Source organism: Streptomyces sp. NPDC048523, assembly GCF_043199815.1.
In the GTDB taxonomy this organism is placed as follows: domain Bacteria; phylum Actinomycetota; class Actinomycetes; order Streptomycetales; family Streptomycetaceae; genus Streptomyces.
In genome coordinates this window covers 1,647,952-1,664,744 of record NZ_JBICWQ010000001.1, presented here as the reverse complement: position 1 = coordinate 1,664,744, position 16,793 = coordinate 1,647,952, and the positions used below count along the sequence as shown (strand labels likewise).

Genomic DNA, 16,793 nt, shown 5'->3' with positions numbered 1-16,793 from the left:
CATGGATCAGCACCATGAGGCGATGACCGAGACATCACCGCGGATGCGCCAGGAGATCCTCGCCTACTACGCCCGGGGCAAGGAGGACGCCCGGCTCAGAGAGGGCGGAACACCCATCGGGCGGCTGGAGTTCTGGCGCACCCAGGACGTACTGCGCAGACTGCTGCCGGCCGCACCCGCGCGCGTACTGGACGTCGGCGGCGGGAGCGGAGTGCACGCGGAATGGCTCGCGCGGGACGGATACACGGTCGAACTCGTCGACCCCGTACCGCTCCACGTCGAACAGGCCTCGCGGCTGCCGGGGGTTGCCGCTCGACTCGGGGACGCGCGCGAGCTGGCCGCGTCCGACTCCTCGTACGATGTGGTGCTCCTGCTCGGCCCGCTGTACCACCTGCCCGAACAGGCCGACCGGGTAAGGGCGTTGGCCGAGGCGGTCCGGGTGGTCCGGCCGGGCGGGCTCGTGGTCGCGGCCACCATCAACCGGTACGCACAACTGCACGACCTGCTGCGCGAGGAGCGCTACTTCACCCCGGAACACCGCGAACGCACCGACGCCGTCCTCGTGGACGGCCGGCACCCCCACCACGACGAGGGCTTCTTCACCGTCGCCCACTTCGCCGCGCCGAACGAGGTGACCGAGGAGTTCACCGACGCGCGACTGGCCGTGGAGGGCCAGTACGGCATCGAGGGCGTCGCCTGGCTGATGGCCGGCCTCGGGGACTGGCTGGACGACCCGGACCGGCGCGAGGCCGTGCTGGCCGCGTGCCGGCACATCGAGTCGGAGCCGACACTGCTGGGGGCGAGCGGGCATCTGCTCACGGCGGGCAGACGGCCGCCGGTGTGACAGGGCGGAGGGCCACCGCCTGCGCGGAGTCGGCTGTGCGGCGTTCATCGAGCCGGCACCGGCTCCATGCCTACGCGGAGATCCCGCCGCGCGTGGAGTAGCCAGGCCCCACCGGCGATGTCCTACTGCTGCACATCGACTCCTCCTCCCGGGCACCGTCGTACAGCCGCTTCACGAGGCGGAGACCGCCGATCCATGGATAAACCTTCCTCTCCCGCCCCTGCGCGGGCGCCCCTACGTTCGAAGCCGCGGGCGCTCACCGGCCCGCCGTACCGAAGGAGCGGGACCCCCACATGAAGATCACCGGCAACACCATCCTGATCACCGGCGGCACCTCGGGCATCGGCCTCGGCCTGGCCCTGCGCCTGCGCGAGGCCGGCAACAAGGTGATCGTCGCCGGCCGGCGCAAGGAGCTCCTCGACGAGATCACGGCCGAGCACCCGGGCATCGACGCGCTCGTCCTCGACGTCGCCGACCCCGACTCGATCGCCCGGGCCCGCGAGAGCGTGGCGGCGAGCCACCCGGGACTGAACGTCCTGGTCAACAACGCCGGCATCATGCTGCGGGAGAACGTCCTCGACCCGGCCGGACTCCAGGTCGCCGAGGATCACATCGCGATCAACCTGCTCGGCACGATCCGGATGACGTACGGCTTCCTGCCGCTGCTGGTGGGCAAGGACGACGCGGTCGTCGTGAACGTCACCTCGGCTCTGGCGTACGTACCGTTCCCGATCACGCCGACCTACAGCGCGACCAAGGCCGCGCTGCACTCCTTCTCCGAGAGCCTGCGCGTCCAGCTCGCCGGTGCCGACGCCGGCGTCCAGGTGATCGAGGTGGTACCGCCGGGCGTGCGCACGACTCTGCTCGGCCAGCAGGACGACGAGAACTCCATGCCGTTGGACGACTTCCTCACCGAGACCCTCGACCTGCTGCGCGAGAAGCCGGAGACGAAGGAGCTGGTCGTCGAGCGCGCCCGGTTCCTCCGCGACGCGCAGGCCAACGGCTCCTACGACGACGTCCTCGCCATGCTCAGCGGCATCTGACCGACCTACGAGGCTCACCCCGCAGGCCGTCCCCGCAGGCCGTCCTCCACGCCGACGGCCTGCGGCGCACCGCCGACGGTCGGTGAATCTCCCGGGAGTCATGCACTTCAAGCAGGTCATGCCGGTCATGCAGGTCATGCGGCCATCAGGCCGTCTCGCTGCGAGCGCCCGACTGCTCAGCCATGGATCGGTGGTCTCTGGATAGGCGGGCGGGATGCGGCGAGGATGGGGCCATGGACAAGAAGGAACTGGCCGAATTCCTGCGCCGTCGGCGTGAGACGTTGCGTCCCCGTGACGTCGGCCTGGTCGAGGGGCCGCGCAGGCGTACCCAGGGCCTGCGCCGCGAGGAGGTCGCCCAGCTCGCCGGCATGTCCACCGACTACTACGCCCGGCTGGAGCAGCAGCGTGCTCCGCAGCCCTCCGTGCAGATCACCGCGGCTCTCGCCCGGGCGCTGCGGCTGACCCTGGACGAACGCGACCATCTCTTCGCCCTCATCGGTCACCACGCCCCGGCCCGCTTCCGCCGCTCCGAACACGTCAGCCCGACCCTGATGCGGGTCCTGGACAGCCTGGACGACACTCCGGCCCTCGTGCAGACCGATCTGGTGGACACGCTCGCGATGAACCCGCCGGCCGTCGCGCTGCTCGGCGACCTGACCCGTCACACCGGTCTGGCCGGCAGCGGCTTCTACCGCTGGTTCATGGACCCGGCCGAGCGTCTGACGGTTCCCGAGGAGTCCCACGAACGCCATGGCCGTGCCCAGGCAGCACGCCTGCGGGCCGCGCTGACAAATGGCAGCGACACTCCCCGAGCCGCCCGGATCCTCGCCGAACTCCAGGAACACAGCCCCGAGTTCGTCCGCATGTGGGAACTCCAGGAGGTCGCCCAGCGCTACGACGACTGCAAGACCCTCCTGCATCCCGAACTCGGCCGCATCGACGTCGACGCCCAGCTCCTCTACACCGAGAACCGCGCCCAGATCCTGGTCGTGCTGACCACCCGCCCCGGCACGGAAAGCCACAGCAAACTCGAACTGCTCTCCGTCATCGGACACCAGCAGCTCACCCCCTGAGGTCCCGGCCGCTGGGCCTCGTGGCCGGGCCGCCCATTTGACCGGATGCCGCCTCCGCTTTACTCTCGAAGACGTACGGAGGCAGCATCCGTTTTGATGCGGTCGCAGAGTGACGGCAGGCAGGAGGGCGCATGAGCGCCGGTGCACAGCGCGAACGCAAGCCCCGCGCGGACGTCCAGCGCAACCGTGCTGCCCTGCTGGAGACCGCGCAGCGTCATTTCCTGCGGCACGGCGTCGGCACCTCCCTGGAGGCGGTGGCCAAGGAGGCCGGTGTCGGTCCCGGCACCCTGTACCGGCACTTCCCCACCCGGGAGGCACTGCTCGCGGCCGTGCTGCAGACCCGCTCCGAGGAACTCGTGGCCCGCCAGGCGGACATCGAGCAACTCGGCGACCCCGCCGAGGCCTTGGAGCAGTGGCTGCGGGCGATGGAGGAGTACTTCAGCGCCTACAGCGGCCTTCCGGAACCGCTCATGGCCGCGGCCCGGGCGCACGAGCCGGACAGCCCGCTCACCATCCCCTGCGACATCCTCATCACCGCCACCGACCAGTACGTACGAGCAGCCCAGCACGCCGGACACGTACGCGCCTCGGTACGGGGCTACGACCTGTTCCTCGCGGCCTGCTCCCTCGCCTGGATCAAGGGCAACGGTCCCGACGAGGACTCCCTCGACCGGCTCCGCGCCCTGATCGCGACCGGCTACCGCGAACGGCACGCCCAGGCGTAACCGCCCCCACCCACGCCCCGGCCGACCGGCGCGGCCCACATACCTGTCACCTCGTTCCGCCCTCACGGGCGCAGCGCAACCTCCAGAAGGACAAATCGTGAAAATCACTGTTATAGGCACCGGTGCCATCGGCGGGAATCTCGCCGTCAAGCTCAGCGCGGCCGGTCACGACGTCCAGGTCGCCCATGTCCGCGGCCCCGAGGCCGTCCCGGCCGAGGTGCTGGGGTCCGGGGTCCGTGCGGTGGACCTGGAGGAGTCGGTCCAGGGCCCGGACGTGATCATCCTGGCGATCCCGTTCGGGGTGGTGGGACAGTTGGCGCACCTGTTCGCCTCGGTCCCCGCCGAGACGGTGGTCATCGACACCTCGAACTACTACCCCGGCATGCTCAGCGAGCCCATCGAGGCCGTGGACAACGGCCAGGTCGAGAGCGTGTACACCGCCGAGCAGCTCGGCCGTCCCGTGGTCAAGGCGTGGAACGCCGCCCTGGCCGAGACCCAGCGGGCCAAGGGCGCCCCGGCAGGAACGCCCGGCCGTATCGCCATCCCCGTCGCCGGCGACTCCGAGGAGGCGCGGAAGGTGGCCATGCAGCTCGTGGACGACACGGGCTTCGACCCCTACGACGCCGGTACCCTGGCCGACTCCTGGCGCCAGCAGCCCAACAGCCCCGCCTACTGCACCGAGTTGACCCTCGACGAGCTTCCGGCGGCCCTGGCCGCGGCCGACCGCGCCAAGGACGCCGCCATTCGCGACAGCCTCCCCGAACGCTTCGCCGCCCTCGGTGCCGACCCCACCGTCGACGACGTCGTCGAGATGAACCGCGCCGCCCACCGCTGAGCCACTTCACCCCCACCCACGCGAACACGAAGAGCGCGCCGTCCCCCCACGTCGCACCGAGAGGAAGAAGAGCCTTGACCGGCACCGCATCACCCTTCACCGACATCGCACGCGCGCGACGCTCCCCCCGCCGTTTCCTGGCCACCCCCCTGTCCCCGTCGGACATCCGTGGCGTACTGGAGGACGCCCAGACGGCCCCCTCGAACAGCAACACCCAGCCGTGGACCGTGCACGTCGTCTCGGGTGCGCAGCGGTCCGCGCTGAGCGGGGAACTCCTCCGGGCCGAGGAAAAGGGCCGGACCTCCCCGGACTTCACCGCCGACTACGGTGAAGGTGTCTATCTCGAGCGCGCCCAGGCCCTGGCCGCGAGTCATTACGGAGCCCGGGGGATAGCGCGCTCCGACCGAGAGGGCAGGCGGGCGGCGGTCCGCGAGAACCTGGAGTTCTACGGCGCGCCCCACGTCGCCCTGCTGTTCATGCCGGCCCTCGGCGACGGGGTACGGACAGCCGGGGACATCGGCATGTACGCACAGAACTTCCTGCTCTCGCTGGCGGCCCGGGGGCTGGCGGGCATCCCGCAGACCATACTCGGCGTCTACGCCGACACCGTCCGGGAGTTCCTGGGCGTTCCCGAAGAGCTCAAGCTGCTGTTCGGCATCTCCTTCGGCACGGCCGATCCGGCGGCGCCGGTCAACGCGGTCGGCCGGGAACGCGTCCCGCTCCAGCAGAGCGTGGTCCTGCACGACACCCCTGGTGTCCTCGACAGGGAGTAGGACCTCCGTCCGCACCCACGACGGCTGCTCGTCCCGCGCCCGCGATCGATAACCTGCTGCGGGACCGGGCGGAGGAGAGCTCCGCCCCGAACTCCCCTGAGCAGCGAGGTCGGAGCCCACATGTTCACCACCCGCCCCACCCTCCAGGGCACCTTCGGCATGGTGTCCTCCACCCACTGGCTGGCCTCGCAGTCGGCGATGGCGGTGCTGGAGGACGGCGGCAACGCGTACGACGCCGCGGTGGCCGGTGCCTTCGTGCTGCACGTCGTCGAGCCGCACCTCAACGGGCCCGCCGGCGAGGTGCCGATCCTGCTCGCGCCCGCCGGTGGGGAGGTGCGGGTGCTGTGCGGGCAGGGCGTCGCGCCCGCCGGGGCGACCGTGGCCCACTACAAGGGGCTGGGCCTGGAACTCGTCCCCGGCACCGGACCCCTCGCCGCCGCGGTCCCCGGCGCCTTCGACGCCTGGATGCTGCTGCTCCGCGACCACGGCACCAAGTCCCTCGCCGACGTGCTCGAGTACGCCATCGGGTACGCGGAGGACGGTCACGCGCCCGTGGAGAACGTCGGCGCGACCGTCGAGAGCGTACGGGAGTTGTTCGAGACGGAGTGGACCTCGTCGGCGGAGGTGTATCTGCCGGGCGGCAAGGCCCCACGGCCCGGCGAGCTGTTCCGCAACCCCGCCCTCGCCGCCACCTGGAAGCGGCTGGTCGACGAGGTGGCGGGGGCGGGCGACCGGGTCGCGCAGATCGAGGCCGCGCGCGAGGTGTGGCGTACCGGATTCATCGCCGAGGCCCTCGTACGGCAGGCGCGGCGACCCACCATGGACACCAGCGGCTCGCGCCACACCGGCACGCTCACGGCCGGCGATCTCGCCGGGTGGTCCGCGGCCTACGAGGCGCCGGCGACGTACGACTGGAACGGCTGGACCCTGTGCAAGGCCGGCCCCTGGAGCCAGGGCCCGGTCCTCCTCCAGCAGCTCGCCCTGCTGCCCCCCGAGCTGCCCCGGTACGGGTCCGCCGAGTACGTCCATCTGCTCGTCGAGGGCTGCAAGCTGGCCATGGCCGACCGGGAGGCCTGGTACGGGGACGCGGCCGAGGTTCCGCTCGGCGAGCTGCTGTCGGCCGAGTACAACGCGGGGCGGCGTGAACTCGTCGGCGACAAGGCCTCGTACGAGCTGCGGCCGGGCAGTCCCGGCGGGCGCGCCCCGCGGCTCAGCGCACACGCGCGTGTGGTCCTCACCGACGAGCCCGGGTTCAGCCCGATGGGAGTCGGGGAGCCCACGGTCGCGAAGAACCCGACGTCACCCGTGCCGGGTGAGCCCGAGACCGGTCCCGACGGCGGCACCCGGGGCGACACCTGCCACCTCGACGTCGTCGACCGCTGGGGCAACATGGTCGCCGCCACTCCCAGCGGCGGATGGCTCCAGTCCAACCCGGTCGTGCCCGAACTGGGCTTCCCGCTCGGCACCCGGCTCCAGATGACCTGGCTGGAGGAGGGCCTGCCGAACTCCCTCACCCCCGGCCGCCGCCCCCGCACCACCCTCACGCCCTCGATCGCCCTGCGCGCCGGGGTCCCCGTCCTGGCCTTCGGCACACCCGGCGGGGACCAGCAGGACCAGTGGCAGCTCCACTTCTTCCTCGCCGTCGCCCTGCGCTCCCCGGTCCGCGGCGGCCTCGACCTCCAGGGCGCGATCGACGCCCCGAACTGGCACAACGACAGCTTCCCCGGGTCGTTCTATCCGCGCGGGATGCGGCCGGGGAGCCTCACGGTGGAGGCGCGCATGGATCCCGGGGTGGTCGAGGAACTACGTCGGCGGGGACACGACGTGACGGTGGGGGAGCCGTGGTCGGAGGGACGGCTGTGCGCGGTGGCGCGGGAACCGGAGACGGGAGTGCTGTCGGCGGCGGCCAATCCCCGGGGGATGCAGGGGTACGCGGTGGGACGGTGACGGCGGCGGCAAGGCGTACGACGCCGCCCCGTGTCACGAGTTGAGCGTCCGTCGCCTTTGGACCCCGATGTTCACGGCGATTCCACTCGCCCTTCAATAGACCGGTGGGGATTGTCGGTCCCGCGTGCTCTCATGGAGTCATGATCGAAGGCACGGAAACCATCGACGAGTTTCTCGACCGGCACGCGGGTGACGTGGAAGAGGCGGTGCGCAAGGCCGCCGCCACCGAGGTCATGCCGCGCTTCCGGCGGCTCGCCGCGCACGAGGTCGACCAGAAGGCCGGCCCGCACGACCTGGTCACGGACGCCGACCGGCTGGCCGAGCAGTACCTCACCGGGGTGCTCGGCGCCCTTCTGCCCGGCTCCGTAGTGGTCGGCGAGGAGGCGGTCCACGCCAACCCGGCGTCGTACGAGGCGCTGCAGGGCGACACACCGGTGTGGATAGTCGACCCCGTCGACGGCACCCGGCAGTTCGTGCACGGCGACCCCGGTTTCTGCATGCTGGTCGCGCTCGCGAGGAGCGGCGTGCTGCTCGCCTCCTGGACCTACGCACCGGCCCGGGACCAACTGGCCACGGCGATACGCGGCCGGGGCGCGTTCCTCGACGGCGAGCGGCTGCACGCGGGCGCCCCCGACCCGGGCCGCGACCTCCAAGTGGCCACCTCCCACCCCGACTACACGACGCCCGAGCAGAAGCGCGGCCTGCAGGGACTGTGGACGGACGGCGTCGCACCACGCCGGTGCGGCTCGGCCGGCCTGGAGTACCTCGCCGTCGCCCGGGGCGAGTCGGACGCCGTGGCGTTCTCCTGGGAGGCGGCCTGGGACCATGCGGCGGGCCTGCTGCTGGTCGAGGAGGCGGGCGGCGTCCATCTGACTCTCACCGGCGAACCGTTCCGCATCAGGGGCGGCAACACCCTCCCCTTCACCGCGGCCCGCGACGCGGCGACGGCCCGCAGGGTGAGGGGCTTGCTGACGGGCGAGGCCTGACGCGACGCCGGGCCGAAGCGGTGCGACTTACCCCCGCGCCCCGGGACTGTCGGTCCCCCGGCATATCCTGATCCTCTGGCCATCGGCTGACGAAGGGGTCCGAAGGTGCCGTCGATGCTCGATGCGGTCGTAGTGGGTGCGGGGCCGAACGGACTGACGGCTGCCGTGGAGCTGGCCCGCCGCGGCTTCTCCGTGGCCGTCTTCGAGGCGTGCGGCACCGTCGGCGGGGGAGCCCGCACCGAGGAGCTCACCCTCCCCGGCTTCCTGCACGACCCGTGCTCCGCGGCCCACCCACTCGGCATCAACTCCCCGGCGTTCCGCGCCCTGCCCCTGGAGCGCTACGGGCTGGAGTGGCTGCACGCCGACCTGCCCATGGCACACCCCTTCACCGACGGCACCGCCGCCGTGCTGTCGAGGTCGGTCGCCGAGACGGCCGCCTCGTTCGGACCACGCGACGCGGGGACGTACCGCAGGCTCGTCGAGCCGTTCCTGCCCAAGTGGGACACCCTGACCCGCGACTTCATGTCCCTGCCCGCGACCGCGCTGCCCCGCGACCCGCTCACCCTGGCCCGCTTCGGTCTCGTCGGCCTGCCCCCGTCGACCTGGCTGATGCGCCGCTTCCGCGACGAACGCGCCAAGACCCTGTTCGCCGGGCTCGTCGCGCACGTCATGGCCCCGCTCGGCGGCTTCGCCACCGGAGCCATCGGTCTGGTCTTCGCCCTCGCGGCACACGCCCGCGGCTGGCCGGTGGCCCGCGGCGGCTCCCAGGCCATCTCCGACGCGCTCGCCGGGTACCTCAAGGATCTCGGCGGGAGCGTCCACACCGACTACGAGGTCAAGCGGCTCGACGACCTGCCGCCCGCCCGCGCGTACGTCTTCGACACCTCGCCCACCGCCCTGGCCCGCATCGCCGGCTTCGGCAACTACTACGAGGGCTACCGCTACGGCCCGGGCGTCTTCAAGGTCGACTACGCCCTCGACGGCCCCGTGCCGTGGACCGCGAAGGAGGCGCGCGCCGCGGGCACCGTGCAGATCGGCGCCGACAGCGCGGAGATCGGCACCGCGCTGCGCGCCGCGTCCCGGGAGGGCCGCGCACCGGACAGGCCGTTCATGATCACCGTGCAGCCCAGCGTCGTCGACCCGAGTCGGGCCCCTGCCGGGAAGCACGTGTTCTGGGCCTACGGCCATGTGCCCAGCGGCTGGACCGGCGACCTCACCGACGCCATGGAGCGCCAACTGGAGCGCTTCGCCCCGGGCTTCCGCGACCGCGTCCTCGCCCGTGCCACCGCGGGTCCGCCCGAACTGGCCACGCGCAACGCCAACTACGTCGGCGGCGACATCGGCTCCGGCGCGGTCACCGGGCTCCAGACCATGCTGCGTCCCAAGCTCTCCCTGTCCCCGTACGGCACTCCGCACCCGGCCGTCTTCATCTGCTCGTCGGCGACCCCGCCGGGCCCGGGCGTGCACGGCATGTCGGGACACAACGCCGCGAAGGCCGTATGGCGCAAGCTGCGCCTGCAGTCCTGAGCGGTGCGGGCTGGGAGAGTGGTGGTCATGACCACCACCAGGCTCGTCCAGGGCGACATCACCCGGGAGAGCGCCGACGCCATCGTCAACGCCGCGAACTCCTCCCTCCTCGGCGGGGGAGGAGTCGACGGCGCCATCCACCGCCGCGGCGGCCCCGCGATCCTGGCGGACTGCCGGAAACTGCGCGCCTCGCACTACGGCAAGGGCCTGGCGACCGGAAAGGCGGTGGCCACCACCGCGGGCGACCTGGACGCGCGCTGGGTGATCCACACCGTCGGCCCCCGCTACAGCCACGAGGAGGACCGCTCGCAGTTGCTGGCCTCCTGCTACCGCGAGTCCCTGCGCGTCGCCGACGAACTGGGCGCGCGGACCGTCGCCTTCCCAGCCGTCTCCGCCGGCATCTACGGCTGGCCGATCGACGACGCCGCCCGGATCGCGGTGGAGACCGTCCGGGAGACCGGGACCGCGGTCGAGGAGGTCAGGTTCGTGCTGTTCGACGAGAAGGCGTACCGGGCGTTCGCGGAGCGGATCGCCTGACAACGGAGGGCCCGTACCCTGACGGCCGAACGTTCCCGGGCGCCGAAAACGGGGGAGCGCGCGGGGAACGTGCCTGTTCAGAGGCCTTCTTGAGACGGTGACCGGCCGGTCGCACGCCCCGCGACCGGTTGCGGGACACCCGGCCGGTTCGCACGGTGGGCCCTACGAAGCACTTCGAAAGGACCCCGCATGCGCCCCCTCGTCTCCCGCGGCCTTCTCCTGCCGTCTCTGGTCTGTGCCGCGCTGATCCTCGGCCCGGTCGGCACCGCGGCCGCCGTCGTCGACGCGGGCCGCGGCGCGTCGGACCACGGTGTGGCCCAGACGGCGACCGCGTACGGCACCGTCGACGCGGACACCCTGACGGACCGCCTGGAGGCACTGGACCGTGCCGAACACGTCCGTGTCCTCCAGCCTCTCCAGCCCCTCCTCGACGCCGTCACCGACCTCACCGCCCTCGACGGCACCCGCCTCGACGCGAGCGGGGCGGCCGCCCACGCGAAGACCGTGAAGGCGGCGAACACCGAGGTCCAGGAAGAGCTGCGCAAGCCGAGCGGTACGGACCGGTCCGTCGCGGCGGCCGACCCCGTCGACGATCTCCTGGCCTCGCTCCAGTCCACGATCGACGGCCTGCTCGAGTCCCTGACCTCGCTGGACATCGGCGGTGTGCTGGGCGCGGTCACCGGCCTCCTGGACAGCGTGATCGGAGCCGTCACCGGACTCCTCGGCGGCGGCCTGCCCACCTTGCCGGCCGCCGGCTGACCCGACGGCACCTCGGGCGACCGCCGCGCCGAAGCACCCCGCCGCCTAGGCACCCCCGCGTGAGCGCACGCGGGGGTGCCGCATGTCTGCCTGTCCGCTTGCCCCCAGGACCCCACAAAGTCCGACAGAGTCATTGCCTCACACGTCTTCGGGATCTAGGTTGAGTCGCATCCTGTGTCTCAAAGTCACCAATAGCGCACAGGAATTGACGCTCCCTCAGTACGTACACCGCACTGTCGTCCCGAGGAAGGTTCCACCGATGCCCCACCCGTATCTCCCTGCCCCCATCAGCCGCAGGCGTCTGCTGGAGTCGGGGGCCGCCGTCCTCGGCGCCCTCGCCCTCTCCTCCGGGCCCCTGGCCGGCCGCGGCCACGCGGCGGAGGGCACCCCGGAGTGGAACGGCGCCATCGACCTCTTCCGGGTGGGCACCCAGCCCCCGCACACCACCCTCATGCCGTACGCCGACGTCGGCCAGGCACTCGCCGCCGACCGCACCCGCTCGCCGTACCGGCTGAGCCTCGACGGCACATGGAAGTTCGCCTACGCCGACCGCCCCGACGACCGTGACACCGACTTCCACCGCACCGACGTGGACGACAAGGACTGGGACACGATCCCCGTGCCCTCGGTTTGGCAGGTGCATGGCTACGACTTCCCGATCTACGTCAACATCACCTACCCCTGGTGGGGTCCCAACGGTCTCGGCGAGGAGGCCCAGCCGCCCGCCGCCCCGACCCGCTACAACCCCGTCGGCCAGTACCGGCGCACCTTCACCGTCCCGAAGGACTGGTCGGGGCGGCGGACCTTCCTGCACTTCGAGGGCGTCAAGTCCGCGCACTACGTGTGGATCAACGGCGAACTCGTCGGTTACCACGAGGACTCCTACACGCCCGCCGAGTACGACATCACCCCGCACCTGAAGCCGGGCACCAACCAGATCGCGGTCGAGGTCTACCGCTACTCGGACGGCGACTGGCTGGAGGACCAGGACATGATCCGGCTGAGCGGCATCTTCCGCTCGGTCTACCTCTACTCCACCCCGGCCGTCCACCTGCGCGACTTCAAGCTGGACACCCCGCTCGGCGACGACTACACCTCCGCCGAACTCTCCGTCACGGCGAGCGTGCGCGACTACGGCGGCGCCAACCAGGGCCGCTACACGGTCGAGACCCAGCTCTACGACTCGGGCGGCCACGCGGTCTGGTCCCGCCCGCTCCAGCAGGCGGTCGCCCTCGACGCCGGCGGCGAGACGACCGTACAGGCGGCGAAGGCCGTGCCCGCGCCGAAGCTGTGGTCGGCTGAGCATCCGAACCTCTATACCGCCGTCCTGCGGCTGCGTGATCCCGCGGGCAGGGTGATCGAGACGCTCTCGCACCGCGTCGGCCTGCGCGAGTTCGCCCTGAAGGACGGGCTGATGCGCATCAACGGCAAACCCGTCTCCTTCCGCGGCACCAACCGCCACGAGATGCACCCCGACCGCGGCACCGCGCTCACCCGCGCGGACCTCGTGAAGGACATCACGATCATCAAGCGGCTGAACATCAACTCGGTCCGCACCTCGCACTACCCCAACAACCCGCTGTGGCTCGAACTCGCCGACGAGTACGGCCTCTACCTTGTCGGCGAGACCAACCTGGAGACCCACGGCATCCGCGACCAGTACCCCGGCAACCACCCCGACTGGAGCGCGGCCTGTGTGGCGCGCGCCCAGAACATGGTCCACCGCGACAAGAACCACGCCTCGGTGGTCATCTGGTCCCTCGGCAACGAGGCGGGTGGCGGCAGCACCTTCGTGAACATGCGTGACTGGATCAAGTCGTACGACACCACCCGCGTCGTCCAGTACGAGGGCGACGACCGGCCCACCATCAGCGACATCCGCTCCGAGATGTACGACAGCCCCGCCACCGTCGAGTCCCGCGCGAAGAACACCAGCGACACCCGGCCGTACGTGATGATCGAGTACTGCCACGCGATGGGGAACTCCAACGGCAACTTCAAGAAGTACTGGGACATCGTCCGCCGCTACCCCGTCCTCCAGGGCGGCTGGATCTGGGACTTCGTCGACCAGTCCCTCAGCGAGCCGGTCCCGGTGCGCCAGTTGCTGACCGAGAGCGGACCGGGCGCCCTGAAGGGCGAAGTCCTGCCCGCGAGCGCCAGGTTCGACCGCGAAACGGGCGTCTCGGGGGGTACGGTCTTCGCCCGCGACGCACGCCTCGACCTCACCGGCTCGCTGACCCTGGAGGCCTGGTTCACCCCGAAGGTGACGGGCAATCACCAGCCGGTCATCGCCAAGGGCGACACCCAGTACGCCCTCAAACAGTCCGGAAAGTCACTGGAGTTCTTCATCTACGGCGGCGGCCAGTGGATCACCGCCACCTGGGCGCTCCCGGACGACTGGACGGGCCGCGAACACCACGTCGCCGGTGTCTTCGACGCGACCGCGGGCACGTTGACCCTCCATGTGGACGGCCAGGTCAGGGCGGTCAGGAGCACCACTCAGCGGCCCAGCAGCAACACCACTCCGCTCGCGCTGGCCGTCGATGTCGACAACCCCACGAGGGAGTTCAGCGGCACGATCAGGAAGGCGCACGTGTACGCCCGCGCCCTCACCGCCGTCGAACTGGCCTCCGGCAGCCGGGGCCCCGGCGACGAGGGCGTGCGGTTCTGGTTCGACGCGGCGACCGCGGGGCTCACCGAGAAGCGGCCCGCCCAGAAGACCTTCTTCGCGTTCGGCGGCGACTGGGGCGACAACCCCAACGACGGCGCCTTCGTCGCGGACGGCATCGTCACCGCCGACCGCGGACACACCGGCAAGGCCGCCGAGGTCAAGCAGATCTACCAGGCGGTCAACGCGTCCTGGGCCCCGGACGGGTCGGTGACCCTGGTCAACGAGTACCTCTTCACCAACCTCCGTGAATTCAACGGTACGTGGGCCCTCTCCGCGGACGGCAAGGTGGTGCAGCGCGGAAAGCTGACACGGGACCAGCTGAACCTGGCACCGCTGTCGAGCAAGAACATCACCGTCCCGTACAAACTCCCGAGCGCCCCCGCGCCCGGCACGGAGTACTTCCTCCAACTCTCCTTCACCATCAGGGAGTCGACCCCCTGGGCGAGGGCCGGCTTCGAGGTGGCCAAGCAGCAGCTCGCCGTCGACGCGGACAGTCCGGCGGTGACGCCGGTGCCGCTCGCGAAGGTACCGGCCCTGAGGTACGAGGACGCTTCCGACCAAGTGACCGTCAGGGGGGAGGAGTTCTCCGTCACGGTCGACAAGGCAAGCGGGATCATCACGTCGTACAAAGCCCACGGCACTCGTCTGATCACCTCCGGACCCGTGCCCAACTTCTGGCGGGCGCCCACCGACAACGACCACGGCAACGGGCAGCACACCCGCAACCAGACCTGGCGCGACGCGGGTGCGAACCGCAAGGTGACCGATGTGAGGGTGCGGGCGCTGCGGGACCGGGCCGTCGAGATCAAGGTCAGCGGCACCCTGCCGACGACGACCGAGTCGGCGTACACCACGACCTACACGGTCTTCGGCAACGGCGAGATCAAGGTCGACAACACCCTGCACCCGGGGGCGGGTTCCCTGCCGTACATCCCCGAGGTCGGCACGATCCTGTTCCTGCCGCGCCGCCTGGACCGGCTGCACTACTACGGCCGCGGCCCCGAGGAGAACCACTGGGACCGCAACGACGGTACGGACGTGGGCCTTTACTCCGGGACCGTCGCCGAGCAGTGGACCTCCTACATACGCCCGCAGGAGAACGGCAACAAGACGGATGTGCGCTGGGCCGCCCTGACGGGCCGCGACGGCGTGGGACTGCTGGTCTCCGGTGAGCCCCTGCTGGAGGTCAACGCCTCGCACTTCACACCCGAGGACCTGTCCAACGGGGTCCGTCACGACTACCAGCTCACCCCGCGTGACGCGGTCGTCCTGCGGGTGAACCACCGGCAGATGGGCGTCGGCGGCGACAACAGCTGGGGCGCGCACACCCACGACGAGTACAAGCTGTTCGCCAACCGGGACTACGCGTACACCTACCGGCTGCGGCCCCTGACGGACGTGGGCCGGGCGACGGCGGCCTCACGACGGCCGACGGGCACGGCTTGAGCAGTGCGCCGGACGTGCCGGGCCAGGCCGTCGGGCACCTGACGGCCTCGTCGTGGCAGGTCGCGCAGTTCCCCGCGCCCCTTCGCAGGCGCGGGGAACGTCTCACCCGCGCCTGCGAAGGAGCCCTACGGCCAGCACCGGTCCGCACGCCAGCAGCACCGCCAGTACCCCGTAGCCGTACGTCAGGGTCGCCGCCGCGGCCACGCCCGCGACCAGCAACGGCCCACCCGCGTCCCCGAGTTCGCGGCCGAGCTCTGCCGCCCCCATCGTCTGCCCGAGCCGTTCCGGCGGAGTCGAGGCCGCGAGCGCCGCGAACCCCAGCGGGGTGATCAGCCCCGTCCCCACGCCGATCAGCGCGGCACCCAGCAGCACACCCGCGAGCCCCGGGAGCATCGCGCAGCCCAGACCGGCCGCCGCCAGCAGCAACCCGGCACTGAGCCCACCCCGTACCGTGATCCGCCCCGCGTCCAACGCCCGCCCGGCGCGCGGCTGTACGACCGCAGCGCAGGCCGCCAGCACCGACACCGCCGCCCCCGTCGCCACCGTGCCGAGTCCCGCCACCGCACCCGACACGGGCAGGAAGCCCACGCCCACCGAGAGCGCGGCGGTCGCCCCGGCGAGCGCGGCAGTCGGAATCAGGAACACCGGGTCGGCCAGCCGCCGCGCCAGATCGAGGACCGTCTGCCGGGCTCGCGGGAGGGGCGGTACGACGGGTACGGCGATCAGTGCCCACACCGCCACGGCCGCGCCCAGCACCGCCAGCACCGTGAACAGCAGCCGCAGTCCGCCCGCCCACACCAGGACGCCGCCGAGCAGCGGGCCCAGGGTGTAGCCGACGGACTTGTGGAAGCCGTAACTCCCGAAGGCCCGCCCCTGTTTGGCGGCCGGATTCAGCCGGGAGACCAGCGCGGACGCGGCGGGGGAGAAGGCGGAGGCCGCCGCACCCTGCCCCAGCCGCGCGGCCCACAGCCACCCGGGGCTGTCGGCGAGGGCGTAGAGCGCGGAGGCCACGGCGAAGGCCACCAGTCCGCCGAGGAGCACGGGGCGCGCCCCGATCCGGTCCGCGATCGTGCCGAACACCGGTTTGAGCACGACCTCGGCACCGTCGTACAGAGCGAGCAGACCGCCCAGCACGAGCAGGGAGGTGACCGCGTCGGCCGAGTCCGCGCCGAGGTTCGCGGCGATGCCGTGCGCGCCGAAGGCGGTGGTGAACCCGGCCGCGTACAGCGGCCACATCACGCGCCGGGGCGGCTCACTCCGTGGCGTCACTGAGCCCCAGCCGCAGGTGTTCCACGTGGTACACGGCCTGGTCGAGCAGCTCGGCCACATGGTGGTCGTGCAGCGCGTACACCACCGACCGGCCCCGGCGCTCGCCCACGACCAGGCCCAGGTTGCGCAGCAACCGCAACTGGTGCGAGCAGGCCGACTGCTCCATGCCCACCTCGGCGGCCAACTCCGTCGCCGGCAGCGGTCCTTCGCGCAGCCGCGCGAGGATCAGCAGCCGGGAGGGGGTGGACAGGGCCTGGAGGGTGGTGGCCACCTTGGCCACGTTCGCCGCGTCCAGACGTACGCGCTCGGCGGTTTCCTGCGCGGTGGTGACGGCTCCATGACCCATGGGCGGTATCTT

The 16,793-nt window shown here is 71.5% G+C and carries 14 protein-coding genes; 12 read left to right on the top strand and 2 right to left on the bottom strand.

Going from position 1 to position 16,793, the window contains the following annotated elements; translation table 11 throughout:
• Nucleotides 1-22: 22 nt before the first annotated feature.
• The 12 genes from ACGFWE_RS07575 (at nucleotide 23) to ACGFWE_RS07520 (ending at nucleotide 15,166) form a co-directional block, all read left to right on the top strand.
• Nucleotides 23-844, top strand: a complete 822-nt coding sequence (locus ACGFWE_RS07575; protein WP_352381445.1) for a class I SAM-dependent methyltransferase — start codon at nucleotides 23-25, stop codon at nucleotides 842-844.
• 293 nt (nucleotides 845-1,137) lie between these two features.
• Nucleotides 1,138-1,887, top strand: a complete 750-nt coding sequence (locus ACGFWE_RS07570; protein WP_352381443.1) for an SDR family NAD(P)-dependent oxidoreductase — start codon at nucleotides 1,138-1,140, stop codon at nucleotides 1,885-1,887.
• Between the two features lie 233 nt (nucleotides 1,888-2,120).
• Complete coding sequence (locus tag ACGFWE_RS07565; RefSeq protein ID WP_393598567.1) at nucleotides 2,121-2,960, top strand: helix-turn-helix transcriptional regulator; 840 nt, start codon at nucleotides 2,121-2,123, stop codon at nucleotides 2,958-2,960.
• A 131-nt stretch (nucleotides 2,961-3,091) separates the two neighbouring features.
• Nucleotides 3,092-3,685, top strand: a complete 594-nt coding sequence (locus ACGFWE_RS07560; RefSeq protein ID WP_352381440.1) for a helix-turn-helix domain-containing protein — start codon at nucleotides 3,092-3,094, stop codon at nucleotides 3,683-3,685.
• Between the two features lie 97 nt (nucleotides 3,686-3,782).
• On the top strand, nucleotides 3,783-4,520 hold the full coding sequence (locus tag ACGFWE_RS07555; protein ID WP_352381438.1) for an NAD(P)-binding domain-containing protein: 738 nt from the start codon (nucleotides 3,783-3,785) through the stop codon (nucleotides 4,518-4,520).
• Between the two features lie 74 nt (nucleotides 4,521-4,594).
• Nucleotides 4,595-5,293: a nitroreductase gene (locus tag ACGFWE_RS07550; RefSeq protein ID WP_393598564.1), complete on the top strand. Its 699-nt coding sequence runs from the start codon at nucleotides 4,595-4,597 to the stop codon at nucleotides 5,291-5,293.
• Nucleotides 5,294-5,413: 120 nt separating this feature from the next.
• Nucleotides 5,414-7,240, top strand: coding sequence for a gamma-glutamyltransferase family protein (locus tag ACGFWE_RS07545; protein WP_393598562.1), 1,827 nt, complete (start codon nucleotides 5,414-5,416; stop codon nucleotides 7,238-7,240).
• 140 nt (nucleotides 7,241-7,380) lie between these two features.
• Nucleotides 7,381-8,226, top strand: coding sequence for an inositol monophosphatase family protein (locus ACGFWE_RS07540; protein ID WP_352381432.1), 846 nt, complete (start codon nucleotides 7,381-7,383; stop codon nucleotides 8,224-8,226).
• A gap of 114 nt (nucleotides 8,227-8,340) precedes the next feature.
• Nucleotides 8,341-9,753 (top strand): NAD(P)/FAD-dependent oxidoreductase, encoded by a 1,413-nt coding sequence (locus tag ACGFWE_RS07535; protein WP_352381430.1) that lies wholly within the window; start codon nucleotides 8,341-8,343, stop codon nucleotides 9,751-9,753.
• Between the two features lie 27 nt (nucleotides 9,754-9,780).
• Entirely contained in the window at nucleotides 9,781-10,290 is a 510-nt protein-coding gene (locus tag ACGFWE_RS07530; protein ID WP_393598559.1) for an O-acetyl-ADP-ribose deacetylase, read from the top strand.
• Nucleotides 10,291-10,479: 189 nt separating this feature from the next.
• A complete protein-coding gene (locus tag ACGFWE_RS07525) occupies nucleotides 10,480-11,049 on the top strand; it encodes a hypothetical protein (RefSeq protein ID WP_393598557.1) in 570 nt (189 codons plus the stop codon).
• 259 nt (nucleotides 11,050-11,308) lie between these two features.
• Nucleotides 11,309-15,166, top strand: a complete 3,858-nt coding sequence (locus tag ACGFWE_RS07520) for a glycoside hydrolase family 2 TIM barrel-domain containing protein (protein ID WP_393598556.1) — start codon at nucleotides 11,309-11,311, stop codon at nucleotides 15,164-15,166.
• Nucleotides 15,167-15,268: 102 nt separating this feature from the next.
• On the opposite strand, the gene ACGFWE_RS07515 is transcribed toward ACGFWE_RS07520, so the two are convergent.
• Both ACGFWE_RS07515 and ACGFWE_RS07510 read right to left on the bottom strand, forming a co-directional pair.
• Nucleotides 15,269-16,402: an MFS transporter gene (locus tag ACGFWE_RS07515; RefSeq protein WP_352382517.1), complete on the bottom strand. Its 1,134-nt coding sequence runs from the start codon at nucleotides 16,400-16,402 to the stop codon at nucleotides 15,269-15,271.
• Between the two features lie 16 nt (nucleotides 16,403-16,418).
• Nucleotides 16,419-16,781, bottom strand: a complete 363-nt coding sequence (locus ACGFWE_RS07510) for a metalloregulator ArsR/SmtB family transcription factor (protein WP_057608409.1) — start codon at nucleotides 16,779-16,781, stop codon at nucleotides 16,419-16,421.
• Nucleotides 16,782-16,793 lie beyond the last annotated feature (12 nt).

What these genes read in the sequence shown, in the direction of transcription:
- ACGFWE_RS07575 (WP_352381445.1), top strand. Translation starts at nt 23, where the DNA reads ATGACCGAGACATCACCGCGGATGCGCCAGGAGATCCTCGCCTACTAC.
- ACGFWE_RS07570 (WP_352381443.1), top strand. Translation starts at nt 1,138, where the DNA reads ATGAAGATCACCGGCAACACCATCCTGATCACCGGCGGCACCTCGGGC.
- ACGFWE_RS07565 (WP_393598567.1), top strand. Translation starts at nt 2,121, where the DNA reads ATGGACAAGAAGGAACTGGCCGAATTCCTGCGCCGTCGGCGTGAGACG.
- ACGFWE_RS07560 (WP_352381440.1), top strand. Translation starts at nt 3,092, where the DNA reads ATGAGCGCCGGTGCACAGCGCGAACGCAAGCCCCGCGCGGACGTCCAG.
- ACGFWE_RS07545 (WP_393598562.1), top strand. Translation starts at nt 5,414, where the DNA reads ATGTTCACCACCCGCCCCACCCTCCAGGGCACCTTCGGCATGGTGTCC.
- ACGFWE_RS07540 (WP_352381432.1), top strand. Translation starts at nt 7,381, where the DNA reads ATGATCGAAGGCACGGAAACCATCGACGAGTTTCTCGACCGGCACGCG.
- ACGFWE_RS07535 (WP_352381430.1), top strand. Translation starts at nt 8,341, where the DNA reads ATGCTCGATGCGGTCGTAGTGGGTGCGGGGCCGAACGGACTGACGGCT.
- ACGFWE_RS07530 (WP_393598559.1), top strand. Translation starts at nt 9,781, where the DNA reads ATGACCACCACCAGGCTCGTCCAGGGCGACATCACCCGGGAGAGCGCC.
- ACGFWE_RS07525 (WP_393598557.1), top strand. Translation starts at nt 10,480, where the DNA reads ATGCGCCCCCTCGTCTCCCGCGGCCTTCTCCTGCCGTCTCTGGTCTGT.
- ACGFWE_RS07520 (WP_393598556.1), top strand. Translation starts at nt 11,309, where the DNA reads ATGCCCCACCCGTATCTCCCTGCCCCCATCAGCCGCAGGCGTCTGCTG.
- ACGFWE_RS07515 (WP_352382517.1), bottom strand. Translation starts at nt 16,402, where the DNA reads ATGTGGCCGCTGTACGCGGCCGGGTTCACCACCGCCTTCGGCGCGCAC.
- ACGFWE_RS07510 (WP_057608409.1), bottom strand. Translation starts at nt 16,781, where the DNA reads ATGGGTCATGGAGCCGTCACCACCGCGCAGGAAACCGCCGAGCGCGTA.